Genomic DNA, 11,264 nt, shown 5'->3' on the forward strand with positions numbered 1-11,264 from the left:
GGGGTCAGCCGTCGGCGGCTGCACCGGCTCTCCAGTCTAGGCGCGACCAGCCAGGCGCGCGTCGTGCCACAATCGTCGAGGAGCGTCGAGGAGGTGTGCGTGCCGGAGTTCGAGAACCCGCCTGCGACGGTCGACGTACCCGCATCGCGCGTGACGCGCATCGTCTCGGTGGATGCGCCGGTCGCGACCGTGTGGCGATGCCTGGTGGAGCCAGACCTGCTCGCGCAGTGGCTCGGCGACATCGCCGCCTTCCCCGAAGGCGTCGCTCCCGGCGCGCTCGGCCGCTTCGCCTGGACGGGCGAGGTCGTGCTCGCCGCCCGCGTCCTCGACGTCGAGCCCCAGCGGCGCTTCGCCTTCGAGTGGGCCGAGGGCATCCTCTCGGGCCGTGCCTCGTCGGTCGAGATCACGCTCGCGGAGATCGACGGGTGCGCGCAGGTGCACCTGGTGGAGTCGGGCTTCCCGCTCGAGGGCGACGACTCGACGCGCCGGGAGGCGCTGCGCTCCCTCGCCGCCGGCTGGACGGTCGAGCTCGACGAGCTCGTCGAGCTCGCGGAGGGCCTGCAGGCCTGATCCTGCCGCGCCACCGCGCGGTGGTGGGCGATGCACTCGCCGGCGCTCAGCGCGGCACGAGCGCGGCGAGCACGGCTGCGGCCTTCACGTGCAGCTCCTCCACCTCGAACGTCGCATCCGACAGCGCCGTCACGCCGCCGCCGACCCCGATGTGCGTGCCGTGCCCGTCGGCGACGACGCTCCTGATGACCATCGCTAGGTGGCACGTGTCCCCCGCGACCAGTCCGAAGCATCCGCTGTAGACGCCCCGCGGCGCGCCCTCGAGCGCCCGCAGCAGCTCGACCGTGCGGCGCTTCGGCGCCCCCGTCATCGAACCGGCGGGGAACAGCGCCCGCACGGCGTCGAGCGGGCCGAGACCCGGCAGGAGTCGCCCGCGCACGGTCGACACGAGCTGATGCACCGTGGGGTAGGTCTCAACCTCGAGCAGGCTCGTCACCTCGACCGAGCCGGGCTCGCTCACGCGCTGCAGGTCGTTGCGGCACAGGTCGACGATCATGACGTTCTCGGCGCGCTCCTTCTCGCTCTCGAAGAGCTCGAGCGCGAGCGCCGCGTCATCGGCGCCGCCGACCACGCCGGCCGCGTCGCCCCGGCGCCGCGTGCCCTTGATGGGGCGGGTGGTCGCCACGCCTCCCTCGACGTGCAGGAAGGTCTCGGGGCTCGCGCTCGAGACCGTGACGCCGGCGATCCGCAGCAGGCCGCCGTGGTGCACGGGGCTGGCGGCCCGCAGCCTCGCGTGCGTCGCGATCGCGTCGATCGGCGGCCCCTCGATCGCGGTCGTCAGGCACAGGACGTAGGAGTCGCCCTCGCGGATGTGCTCGCGGCAGCGCTCGACCTTCTCGGCGTACGCGGCATCCTCGTCGCGCCAGCGCAGCAGCTCGGCGTCGATGCGGTCCTCGGCCCGCAGCTCCCCGCGCACCGTGGCCTCCGGCGCACGCGCGAGCTCCCAGGGCTGTCCCTCGCGCGACTGCAGCTGCGCGCTGCCGTCCACCGACACCACCCAGCGATCGAGCAGCAGCCACGCCGCCTCGGGGAACCGACCCGCTCCCGCGTCGTCCGGCTCGGCCGCGACCCCCAGCATCCGCACCCCCGACTCGTAGCCGAACCAGCCCACCCAAGCGCCCGGAAGCCGCGTGCGGGCGTGCTCGAGCGCGGCCACGGCGTCACCCTCGACCGGCTCGCCGTCGAGCGTCGCGCGGCCGCCGCGCACCACGAGCGAGTGCGCGCCGACGCCGATGACGTGCGCGCCGCTCGACGAGGAGTCGAGCCAGACGACGTCGCCGCCGCGGGCCTCGAGCGCGGCGAAGGCAGCCTCGGGGGTGGCCTCGACCGGCGTCGCCCAGCGGGCGCCGAGGTGCGGCAGGAGCAGCACAGAGGTCGCTGGCATAGGGTCGATCCTATGAGCGGGACCGAGGCTGTGCGGGACCGGGGGCGGCCCGCTCCGCCGGCGCTCGCGGCCGCTGAGGCACCCGTCTCGCTCGCGTGGACGCCGTCGGGGTTCTCGCCCAGTGCAGCGCCCATCGCCGCGACCTCGGCGGCCGACTCCTGGCTCGTCGACGACGGCCGGGTGCTCGCCCTCGAGCGGCACCATCGGCGGTTCGCGGATGCCGTGGCAGCGGCAGGCGGCGACGGTCACGACGCCCTGGTGGCGGCCGCGGCCGCGGCACAGCACGTGCCGGCGCTCGGCCGCTGGTCTCCGCGACTCGACCTCGCTCCGGACGGCATCCGACTGCGGATCAGGACGCCTCCTGCACCGTCGATGCGCGTCACCGCCGTGACAGCGGGGCGTGACCCGCGCACGCTGCCGCAGCGGAAGGGCCCGGACCTCGTCGCGCTCGCCGCTCTGCAGGCCGAGGAGGTGGCCCGCATCGGCCTCGAGGCGGAGCCGATCATCACCGTCGGCGGGCTCGTCGCCGAGGGCACCTGGTCGGCGCTGCTGTGGTGGCGTGGCGACGTGCTGTGCGTGCCCGCCGGCAGCGTCCCGCTGCTGCCGTCGGTGACGGCGGCTGTGCTCATCGAGATCGCTGCCAGCGAGGGCATCGAGGTGCGCGAGGAGCGCGCGACGCCCGCTGAGCTGGAGGGGTGCGAGGTCTGGCTCGCGAACGCGCTTCGGGGCATCCGTGCCGTCACGAGCTGGATCGACGGCCCGCGACTCGCGCTCCCCACCCGCGCCGAGCAGTGGCAGCGCGAGCTCGACGAGAGGCGCGCGGCGCCGAGCGTGAGCCAGCGGTGATCGACGACATCATCGGCGGCTTCCTCGACGCCGTCGCCTCGATCGATCCGCTGCTGCGCACCATCGTCGCCGGGATCGCGATGATGCTCGAGACGAGCGTGCTGCTCGGGCTCGTCGTGCCCGGCGACACGATCGTGATCGTCGCGGCGCTCGCAGTGGAGGCCTGGCCCTGGTGGCTCGCGCTCATCGGCGCCGTGGTGGTGGGCGCCCTGGCCGGCGAGTCGATCGGCTTCGCCATCGGGCACTGGCTCGGGCCGAAGATCGACACCTGGCTCGCGCGACGGTGGCCGAAGGCATCCGCGCAGTGGCGTCGCACGGAGCGCTATCTGGCGCGCCGCGGCGGACCAGCCATCTTCCTGTCGCGCTTCCTGCCGGTCGCGCACTCCCTCGTGCCGCTCATCGTCGGCGCCTCCGCGATGCCGTACCGACGGTTCCTCGCCTGGACGATCCCGGCATGCGTCGTGTGGGCGGCCGCCTACGCCTCCGCCGGGTGGCTCGCGGGCGGCACCTATCGCGAGCTGGCCGATCAGCTGCATGGCGCCGGCTACATCATGGTCGCGGTCGTCGCCGCGTTCATCCTGCTGGTGTGGGCGGCCAAGCGCGTGATCGGGCGCTTCGAGGCGCGCCACATGGTCGACGACGATGACGAGGACGCCGCCAGCTGACGATCAGCGCTGGGCGGTCGCCGGTCGCTCGGTGGGGAAGAGCTCGCCGATCTGCGCCTGCGCGAGCTGCACGCCCATCTGGAGGTAGCGAGGATCGCCGTCTGCATCGTGCAGGAAGGCGTAGGTGACGAGCGCGTCGAGCCCGCCGATGCCGAGCTCGAGGCGCTGCCGCTGCTCGGCGTCGGTCTCGATCCCCCAGCGCTCCTGCAGGTACTCGACCATGTCGTCGACGAACAGCGGGGCCACGGCCTCGCGGTGCTGAGGCCCGAGGTCGAGCCCCTCGCCCGTGCGGAGCATGCGGAACGACGGCACCTCGCGGAACGTCTCCACCATCGCGCCGACGATCGCGTCCATCGCCTCCGGCCACGACGGGTGGTCGACGATGAGCACACGCTCGATCGCGAGCCGCATGCGCTCCAGGTTGCGCTCCGCGAGCGCCACGAGCACCGCGACCCGATCGGGGAAGTAGCGGTAGACCGTGCCGATCGAGGCGCCGGCACGCTCGGCGACCAGCGCGGTCGTGAGGTGCTCGATGCCGTGCTCGACCACGACGGCCGCAGCGGCATCCAGCAGGGCTTCGATCCGGTGGGCGGCGCGCGCCTGCACCGGCTCGTTCCGCACGGTCACCGAGGGCGCCGGGGAGCTTCGATCGTTCATGTCGCCATCCTGTCGCATCCGGCACCGATCGGTGGGAGCATCGCGGGTATGTGTGGACGGTACGTGATGGCGAGCCCTGCGAGCGACCTGGTCGCGCTGTTCGAGATCGATGAGACGGGCGCCGATCTGCCCGAGCCGAGCTGGAACATCCCACCGACCTCGTCGGTGCCGATCGTGGTGGAGCCGCAGCCGCGCGACGATGCACCGCCGACGCGGCGGCTCGAGGCTGCGCGCTGGGGCCTCGTGCCCGCCTGGGCCGACGACGTCTCGGTCGGCGCGCGCGCCTTCAACGCCCGGAGCGAGACGGCGGCGTCGAAGCCGATGTTCCGCGACGCCGTGCGCGAGCGGCGAGCCCTCGTGCCCGCCGACGGGTGGTTCGAGTGGCAGAAGCACGACGATGCGAAGACCCCGCACTACATCCACGGCGAGCAGCCGATCTCGTTCGCGGGCCTGTACGCCTGGTGGAAGCGGCCCGACGGCGCCTGGCTGCTGTCGACCTCGATCCTCACGACCGCGTCTGCAGGCGAGCTCTCCGCGATCCACGAGCGCATGCCGGTGGTCGTCTCGCCCGAGATGCGGGATGCGTGGCTCGACCCGACGGAGGACGGCGAGGCCGCCCTCGAGGCGGTCGTGGCCGAGGCCGCGGATGCGGTGGCGGGCCTCAGCGTGCACGTCGTCGGGTCGCGGGTCGGCAACGTGCGCGAGCAGGGCGTCGAGCTCATCGCGCCGCTCAACCCCGCATAGCGGACAGCCAGTAGGGTCGAGGGGCGTCCACGGCTCGGGAGGTCACGCATGGAGGAGCTCGATCCGCTCTCGCGCATCCCCGAACCCATCAAGCACACCGCTGCGCGCATCGAGGACTGGGTGCACGAGCACCGTGAGGCGAACGCGCTGCGCGCCGGCCGTCTGCCCGCGATCGTCGCCTACCCCGGGTACGGCGGCGACGGCTGGGTGCGGGTGCTCGCCCGCGTGCTGCTCGTGCAGCCCGGCAAGGAGCAGAGCGTGCACTACGAGAACGTGCGCGGCTGGCGCTCGTTCACCTCGATCGCGCTCAACCACATCGATGTGACCCTCGAGGCCAATGGCGAGCGCCACGTCGTGATCGCCGACCGCGGCGGTCTGGTCGACGCCATCGTGCCGTTCCGCCTCGAGCCGGGCTGGCAGGAGGTCACGCTCAGCGTCGCCGGCTCCGTGCCGGTCGTCGCCCCCGTCTTCGTGGTCGACCCGACGACCCGCTTCGGCGTCGTCAGCGACATCGACGACACCGTGATGGTCACCTCGCTCCCCCGCCCGCTGCTCGCCGCCTGGAACGCGTTCGTGCTCGACGAGCACGGTCGTCAGCCGGTGCCCGGCATGGCCGTGCTCTACGAGCGCATCGCCAACGAGCATCCGAACAGCCCCTTCGTCTACCTCTCCACCGGTGCGTGGAACGCGGCCCCGACGCTCAGCCGCTTCCTCTCGCGGAACCTCTACCCGTCCGGCAGCATGCTGCTGACCGACTGGGGGCCGACCCACGACCGCTTCTTCCGCTCAGGTCAGGATCACAAGCGGCAGCAGCTGCGGCGGCTCGCCAAGGAGTTCCCCGACATCACGTGGCTGCTCGTCGGCGACGACGGCCAGCACGACGAGGCGATCTACGGCGAGTTCGCGAACGCGCATCCGACCTCGGTGCACGCGGTCGCGATCCGCGAGCTCTCGCCGCAGGAGGCCGTGCTCGCCGGTGGACGCAAGCACGCGGAGACGCGCTCGATGCACCCGTGGGTGTGGTCGTCGAACGGCGGCGGGCTCGCGAAGGAGCTCGCGGCGATCCCCGGCCTCGACGTGCTGTGACGGCTCCCCGTGCCGCAGCGTCGTGACGTGAGCCGACACCGGTGAGCGCCCGCCACATCGCGATCGCGGTCATCCTGCGAGCTGACGGCGCGATGCTCGTGACGAGCGCGGTCGAGCCCGGCTCCGCTGGGGCCGGCCGTCCTCGCACGCTGGTGCGGCCGCCGGGCGGCGGCATCGATGAGGGCGAGGCTGCGTCGGATGCCGTGGCGCGCGAGCTGCGGGAGGAGCTCGGAGCCGATGCGCTCGAGGTGGCACCGCTCGGCACCCTCGAGCACCGCCTGCGATTCGCCGGCCGCGAGCTGCACGAGCTGGTGCACGTCTTCACCGCTCGACTGTCGACGGATGCGGCGCTGCCGTCGGCGACGGACGCCGGGCACCCGGTCTGGTGGCTCGCCTCCGAGCGGTTCGAAGACCCCGAGCTCGAGATCGTGCCTGCGGGCCTGCTGCAGCTGATCGAGCGCGCGCGACCCTGACCCTTCCCATACTGTGCATCGCAAGGTATGGTGCCTGACATGGTGAGCGGCGAAGGTTCTTCCGCGGCGCCGCAGCTGCGCAAGGGCGTGCTCGGGCCGGTCGTGCTGGCGCTGCTCGAATCGCGCGACCGCTACGGGCTCGAGATCGTGCGCGAGCTCTCGGCGCTCGAGCTCGTCGCGAGCGAGGGCACCGTCTACCCGTTGCTGACGCGCTTGCAGGATTCAGGCGCCGTCGAGAGCACCTGGGTGGTCTCCGACACGGAGCGCCCACGCCGCTACTACCGGCTCACCGCCACCGGCCGCGAGGAGCTCGCGGCCTTCCGCGTCGACTGGGCGGCCTTCACGAGCGCCGTCCACTCGATCCTGCACCCGAGCGAGGGATGATCATGCACCAACCCACTCCGCTGCCCCTCGAGGCGCAGCGCTACCTCGAGCAGCTCGATCTGGAGGCGGCGATGCTGCCGCAGCCGCGCAGAGCGCAGCTCGTCAGCCAGATCCGCGAGCACCTGCACGACGCCGTCGAGGATCGCGCGGAGATCCGTGCCGTGCTCGCCCGGCTCGGCACGCCGCGCGAGCTCGTCGCGGAGGCGCAGCCCGAGGTGAACTCTGAGCGCCCGCCGCAGTCTCGGTCGCCGTGGCCGCTCATGCTCGCGATCGCTGTCCTGGCGATCGGCGTCCTCCTGCTGCTCATCGGCGGCACCGTGTTCTCCATGTCCGGTCGCGGCCGATGGCTCGTGCTCGCCCTCCCGGGGTTCGTCTTCGCTGGCGTCGGCGCCGTGCTGCTCAGCAGAGAGCGCCGTCGAAGCCGAGAGGATCCCGCCGCGCGCTCCGCGGCACGGCGCGCCGTGCGATGGCTCGCGATCTCCGGCCTCGCTGTGGGCGTGCTGATGCTCGCGCTCGCCGGCGTGCTGTTCGCGATGACGGGCCGCTGGCGCTCAGTCCTGTTCGCGCTTCCCGGCATCCTGCTCGCCCTGGCCTGCGCCATCGCGCTGCTGCGAGGCGCGGCGCTTTCGAAGCGAGCGGCCCTCGCGAAGGAGCGAGCCGCCCTCTAGCGGGCGAGCACCTCGCCTGCGCGACCCGAGGCGCGCATCCAGCCGCCGGCCTCGGTCACGCGCACCGGCGCATCCCCCAGGAACCGCATCGCCACGAGCGCCGCAGCCTGGCCCGCGGTCAGGCCGCTCGGGTCGACGGCGCGACCCCAGACGGCGCGCTCGGCCCTGCGCCGCACAGCCTCGCCCGGCGAGCGCGGCAGCGCCGCCTCGACGTCGGCGGCCGCCTGCGTCGCGAGCTCACGCACCCGCGCTGGCTCGACGTCGCCGGTGTGCGCCCAACCGCCCTGCGGCGGCGAGACCGCGGCCCAAGCGGGCCGCGCCACCGCATCCGGCACCTCGATGTCTGCACCCTCGCGCAGCGCGTCGCGCAGTGGGGGCAGCGCCACCACCCCGTCGAAGCTCGCAGGCTCGCGCATGCGGGATGCGCGTGCGACGAGCACCGTCGGGCCGGTGTCGAGCAAGCCGGCGGATGCGGTCATGGGCGTCGTGAGCAGCGCGACCGGCCCGTCGGCGGCGAGCCGCACGGTGCCGTCGCCGAAGACGGCGGCGCGGTCGAGCAGGAGGACGAGGTCGGCGCGGGCGCGCTCGTCGAGGGAGAGGATGGAGTGCATGCGATCTCTAGACTAGAGCGGCCCCCGTGGCTCGAGCTTCGTCGAGAGGACCGTCGTGACCGAGAGCATCCGCATCCTGCTGGAGACCCTGTCGCTCGTCGACACGGGTGCCCGCACCTCCGAGGACATCTTCACCGGCGCGAGCCACCCGATGCCCTACGGGCGGATCTTCGGCGGCCAGGTCATGGCGCAGGCCGTCGTCGCCGCGCAGCGCACCGTCGAGCCCGACCGCAGCATCCACTCCGTGCACGGCTACTTCGTGCGACCGGGTGATGTCGAGCACCCGATCACGCTGTCGGTGGAGCGCATCCACGACGGCCGCTCGTTCTCGACGCGTCGCGTGCAGGCCTACCAGCGTGGCGTGCCGATCATGTCGATGATCTCGTCGTTCCAGGATCTCGACGAGGGCCCCAGCTCGCAGCACCCGATGCCGCAGGGGCTGCCATCGCCCGACGAGCTGCCGAGCTCTGAGGAGCTGCTCGCCGCCTACGCCGGCCACCCGCAGGCCCGGGCCGTCATCGCGCGTCCGTTCGACATCCGCCACGTCGAGGGACCCATCTACCTGCCGGATCCCGAGCGGCCGCGGCACGGCAACCAGCACGTCTGGATCCGGGCCAAGGACCGGCTGCCCGACGACGACGCGCTGCATCGCGCGGCGCTCGCCTACCTCTCGGACTACGCGATGCTCGAGCCGATCGTGCGCATGCACGGCGCCGCGTGGACGACGCCGGGGCTGAAGGCCGCGAGCCTCGACCACGCGCTCTGGTGGCATCGGCCGGTGCGCGTCGACGAGTGGCTGCTGCTCGAGCTGGAGACCAGCTCGTCGGGTGGCGGGCGCGGGCTCGGCCGGGCGCACATCTATGCCGCCGACGGCACGCACGTCGCCACCGTCGCCCAGGAGGGCATGGTGCGGGTGCCGCAGGAGCCGAGCGCCTCGTGAGCGAGCGCCCCGCGAAGGTGCAGCCGATCGCGCCCGCGGCGGGGATGCGCGCGGTGCGCGAGGCGCTGCCGCTGCGCACCGAGCGGCTCGTGCTGCGGACGCTCGCGCCCTCCGACATCGATGCGGTCCGCGGCTATCGCAACGCGCCCGGCCAGCGCCGCTGGACCTACAGCCGTGACCAGACCGAGGCAGAGCTCATGGCGTGGACGGCAGGCGGCGCGCCCGTCTTCCTGCGCGACGGCGATGCCGTGCAGCTCGGCATCGAGCACGAGGGCAGGCTCATCGGCGACATCATGGTGCGCATCACGAGCCTCGCCGCCCGGCAGGTTGAGCTCGGCTGGATGGTCGCGCTCGAGGCGCAGGGCAAGGGCTTCGCGACCGAGGCCGCTGCGGCCGCGCTCGAGCTCGCGCTCGCCATCGGCGCGCACCGGGTGACGGCGCAGCTCGACGATGAGAACGTCGCGTCCCGCCGGGTCGCGGAGCGCATCGGCATGTCGGTGGAAGGCCGGTTCGTCGACGACGACATCAACCCCGCCACCGGGACCTTCGGCACGTCGCTCTTCATGGCGCTGCGCCGGGCCGAGCACTGACGCTGCTGCGTCGGCTCGGCCCGGCGGGCACGCTCGTGCGGGTGCCGGATGCGCCCGCCTAGTTCTGCGGGAACCCGAGGTTGAGCCCGCCGTGGCTCGGGTCGAGCCAGCGGCTGGTGACGACCTTCTCGCGCGTGTAGAACTCGAAGGCGTGCTTGCCGTAGGCCTTGCCCTGCCCGAAGATCGAGCGCTTCCAGCCGCCGAACGAGTGGTAGCCGACCGGCACGGGGATCGGCACGTTGATGCCGACCATCCCCACCTGCACCTCGTTCTGGAAGCGCCGAGCGGCGCCCCCGTCGTTCGTGAAGATCGCGGTGCCGTTGCCGTAGGGGTTCGCGTTGATGAGCTCGAGCCCCTCCTCGTAGCTGGCGACGCGGACGATCGAGAGCACCGGCCCGAAGATCTCCTCCTTGTAGGCGGTGGAGTCGGTGGGCACGTTGTCGATCAGCGTCGGCTTCAGCCAGAAGCCGTTCGGGTCGCCGTCCACCTCGGGGTCGCGGCCATCGACCAGCACGTCGGCGCCGTCGTCGGACGCGGTCTGGATGTAGCCGGCGACCTTGTCTCGGTGCTGGCCGGTGATCAGCGGTCCCATGTCGTTGTCGCGCGTGCCGTCGCCCGTGCGGATGCCGCCCATCCGCTCGGCGATCTTGGCCGCGAGCTCGTCGGCGATCGAGTCGACCGCCACGACGACCGAGATCGCCATGCAGCGCTCGCCCGCCGAGCCGAAGCCGGCGTTGACCGCTGCGTCCGCGGTCACGTCGAGGTCGGCATCCGGCAGCACCAGCATGTGGTTCTTCGCGCCGCCGAGCGCCTGCACCCGCTTCCCGTGCTCGGAGCCGGTCCTGTAGACGTACTCCGCGATCGGCGTCGACCCGACGAACGAGATCGCCTCGACGTCAGGATGCGTCAGAAGCGTGTCGACCGCCTCCTTGTCACCGTGCACGACCGTGAGCACGCCGTCGGGCAGACCGGCCTCCTGGAAGAGCTCGGCGATGAACACCGCAGCAGATGGGTCCTTCTCGCTCGGCTTGACGACCACGGTGTTGCCCGCTGCCAGCGCGACGGGCGCGAACCACAGCGGGATCATGGCGGGGAAGTTGAAGGGGCTGATGATGCCGACGACACCGAGCGGCTGGCGCAGCGAGTAGACGTCGACGCCCGAGGAGGCGTTCTCCGAGTACTCCCCCTTCGTCAGCAGCGGGAACGCGGTCGCGAGCTCCGCGACCTCGATGCCGCGGGCGATCTCGCCCAGCGCGTCGGAGTGGACCTTGCCGTGCTCGCGCGTCACGATCGTCGCCAGCTCGTCCTTGCGCTGCACGATCAGCTCGCGGAAGCGGAACATGATCGCCTGACGCTTCGCGATCGAGAGGTCGCGCCAGGCCGGGAAGGCGGCCCTCGCGTGCGCGATCGCCTCGCTCACCTCATCGGCGCTCGCGAGGCCCACCTCGGAGACCACCGTGCCGAGCGCGGGGTTGTAGACCGGCGCGGTGCGGCCGCTGCCCTCGCGGCGGGCGCCCGCGATCCAGTGCGGGATGGCGGTCGGGCCGGACTGCTCGGTGGATTCGACGACGGTGTCGGTCATGGGGAGCTCCTCGCTGAGGGGTGGCGTCGTTGCTCCTCAAGCCTAGCCAGTGCGCTCGCGCGAG

The 11,264-nt window shown here is 72.7% G+C and carries 14 protein-coding genes; 10 read left to right on the plus strand and 4 right to left on the minus strand.

What is annotated here, in order from left to right:
* Window positions 1–99: 99 nt before the first annotated feature.
* On the plus strand, window positions 100–570 hold the full coding sequence (locus tag BQ6202_RS06995) for an SRPBCC domain-containing protein (RefSeq protein ID WP_072313715.1): 471 nt from the start codon (window positions 100–102) through the stop codon (window positions 568–570).
* Window positions 571–616: 46 nt separating this feature from the next.
* Here BQ6202_RS06995 and BQ6202_RS07000 read toward each other — a convergent pair whose 3' ends face one another.
* Window positions 617–1,954 (minus strand): anthranilate synthase component I family protein, encoded by a 1,338-nt coding sequence (locus tag BQ6202_RS07000; protein WP_083587064.1) that lies wholly within the window; start codon window positions 1,952–1,954, stop codon window positions 617–619.
* Between the two features lie 12 nt (window positions 1,955–1,966).
* Here BQ6202_RS07000 and BQ6202_RS07005 point away from each other — a divergent pair, with 12 nt between their 5' ends.
* On the plus strand, window positions 1,967–2,800 hold the full coding sequence (locus tag BQ6202_RS07005) for an aminotransferase class IV (protein ID WP_083587065.1): 834 nt from the start codon (window positions 1,967–1,969) through the stop codon (window positions 2,798–2,800).
* A complete protein-coding gene (locus BQ6202_RS07010; protein WP_072313980.1) occupies window positions 2,800–3,465 on the plus strand; it encodes a DedA family protein in 666 nt (221 codons plus the stop codon). Before BQ6202_RS07005 ends, BQ6202_RS07010 begins: the two co-directional genes overlap by 1 nt.
* A 3-nt stretch (window positions 3,466–3,468) precedes the next feature.
* Here BQ6202_RS07010 and BQ6202_RS07015 read toward each other — a convergent pair whose 3' ends face one another.
* Window positions 3,469–4,122, minus strand: a complete 654-nt coding sequence (locus BQ6202_RS07015) for a TetR/AcrR family transcriptional regulator (RefSeq protein WP_072313716.1) — start codon at window positions 4,120–4,122, stop codon at window positions 3,469–3,471.
* 48 nt (window positions 4,123–4,170) lie between these two features.
* On the opposite strand from BQ6202_RS07015, the gene BQ6202_RS07020 reads away from it, so the two are divergent.
* Genes BQ6202_RS07020 through BQ6202_RS07040 form a run of 5 tightly spaced genes read left to right on the plus strand, consistent with a single transcriptional unit; the run spans window position 4,171 to window position 7,477 of the window.
* On the plus strand, window positions 4,171–4,866 hold the full coding sequence (locus tag BQ6202_RS07020; RefSeq protein WP_072313717.1) for an SOS response-associated peptidase: 696 nt from the start codon (window positions 4,171–4,173) through the stop codon (window positions 4,864–4,866).
* A 48-nt stretch (window positions 4,867–4,914) separates the two neighbouring features.
* On the plus strand, window positions 4,915–5,952 hold the full coding sequence (locus BQ6202_RS07025) for an App1 family protein (RefSeq protein WP_072313718.1): 1,038 nt from the start codon (window positions 4,915–4,917) through the stop codon (window positions 5,950–5,952).
* A 41-nt stretch (window positions 5,953–5,993) separates the two neighbouring features.
* On the plus strand, window positions 5,994–6,425 hold the full coding sequence (locus BQ6202_RS07030; RefSeq protein ID WP_072313719.1) for an NUDIX domain-containing protein: 432 nt from the start codon (window positions 5,994–5,996) through the stop codon (window positions 6,423–6,425).
* 39 nt (window positions 6,426–6,464) lie between these two features.
* Window positions 6,465–6,809: a PadR family transcriptional regulator gene (locus BQ6202_RS07035; RefSeq protein ID WP_072313720.1), complete on the plus strand. Its 345-nt coding sequence runs from the start codon at window positions 6,465–6,467 to the stop codon at window positions 6,807–6,809.
* 2 nt (window positions 6,810–6,811) lie between these two features.
* On the plus strand, window positions 6,812–7,477 hold the full coding sequence (locus BQ6202_RS07040; protein WP_143143666.1) for an HAAS signaling domain-containing protein: 666 nt from the start codon (window positions 6,812–6,814) through the stop codon (window positions 7,475–7,477).
* Here the strand turns inward: BQ6202_RS07040 and BQ6202_RS07045 are convergent.
* Complete coding sequence (locus tag BQ6202_RS07045) at window positions 7,474–8,088, minus strand: DUF8185 domain-containing protein (protein WP_072313722.1); 615 nt, start codon at window positions 8,086–8,088, stop codon at window positions 7,474–7,476. The two genes, BQ6202_RS07040 and BQ6202_RS07045, sit on opposite strands and share 4 nt — an antisense overlap.
* Before the next feature lie 55 nt (window positions 8,089–8,143).
* Between BQ6202_RS07045 and BQ6202_RS07050 the strand changes: the two genes are divergently transcribed.
* Window positions 8,144–9,028, plus strand: a complete 885-nt coding sequence (locus BQ6202_RS07050; RefSeq protein ID WP_072313723.1) for an acyl-CoA thioesterase — start codon at window positions 8,144–8,146, stop codon at window positions 9,026–9,028.
* Window positions 9,025–9,618 carry a GNAT family N-acetyltransferase gene (locus BQ6202_RS07055; RefSeq protein WP_083587067.1) on the plus strand — a complete coding sequence of 198 codons (594 nt, stop codon included), beginning with the start codon at window positions 9,025–9,027 and terminating at the stop codon, window positions 9,616–9,618. The genes BQ6202_RS07050 and BQ6202_RS07055 overlap by 4 nt, the downstream gene beginning before the upstream one ends.
* 58 nt (window positions 9,619–9,676) lie before the next feature.
* Here the strand turns inward: BQ6202_RS07055 and BQ6202_RS07060 are convergent, their stop codons facing one another.
* Window positions 9,677–11,200: a CoA-acylating methylmalonate-semialdehyde dehydrogenase gene (locus BQ6202_RS07060; RefSeq protein ID WP_072313724.1), complete on the minus strand. Its 1,524-nt coding sequence runs from the start codon at window positions 11,198–11,200 to the stop codon at window positions 9,677–9,679.
* Between the last annotated feature and the right edge of the window lie 64 nt (window positions 11,201–11,264).

This window comes from Agrococcus sp. Marseille-P2731, from assembly GCF_900117395.1.
GTDB lineage: Bacteria > Actinomycetota > Actinomycetes > Actinomycetales > Microbacteriaceae > Agrococcus.

Bases quoted from the DNA above. Each gene is read 5' to 3' on its own strand.
- BQ6202_RS07060 (WP_072313724.1), bottom strand. From the start codon at position 11,200: ATGACCGACACCGTCGTCGAATCCACCGAGCAGTCCGGCCCGACCGCC.
- BQ6202_RS07005 (WP_083587065.1), top strand. From the start codon at position 1,967: ATGAGCGGGACCGAGGCTGTGCGGGACCGGGGGCGGCCCGCTCCGCCG.
- BQ6202_RS07035 (WP_072313720.1), top strand. From the start codon at position 6,465: ATGGTGAGCGGCGAAGGTTCTTCCGCGGCGCCGCAGCTGCGCAAGGGC.
- BQ6202_RS07015 (WP_072313716.1), bottom strand. From the start codon at position 4,122: ATGAACGATCGAAGCTCCCCGGCGCCCTCGGTGACCGTGCGGAACGAG.
- BQ6202_RS07040 (WP_143143666.1), top strand. From the start codon at position 6,812: ATGCACCAACCCACTCCGCTGCCCCTCGAGGCGCAGCGCTACCTCGAG.
- BQ6202_RS07020 (WP_072313717.1), top strand. From the start codon at position 4,171: ATGTGTGGACGGTACGTGATGGCGAGCCCTGCGAGCGACCTGGTCGCG.
- BQ6202_RS07045 (WP_072313722.1), bottom strand. From the start codon at position 8,088: ATGCACTCCATCCTCTCCCTCGACGAGCGCGCCCGCGCCGACCTCGTC.
- BQ6202_RS07025 (WP_072313718.1), top strand. From the start codon at position 4,915: ATGGAGGAGCTCGATCCGCTCTCGCGCATCCCCGAACCCATCAAGCAC.
- BQ6202_RS07000 (WP_083587064.1), bottom strand. From the start codon at position 1,954: ATGCCAGCGACCTCTGTGCTGCTCCTGCCGCACCTCGGCGCCCGCTGG.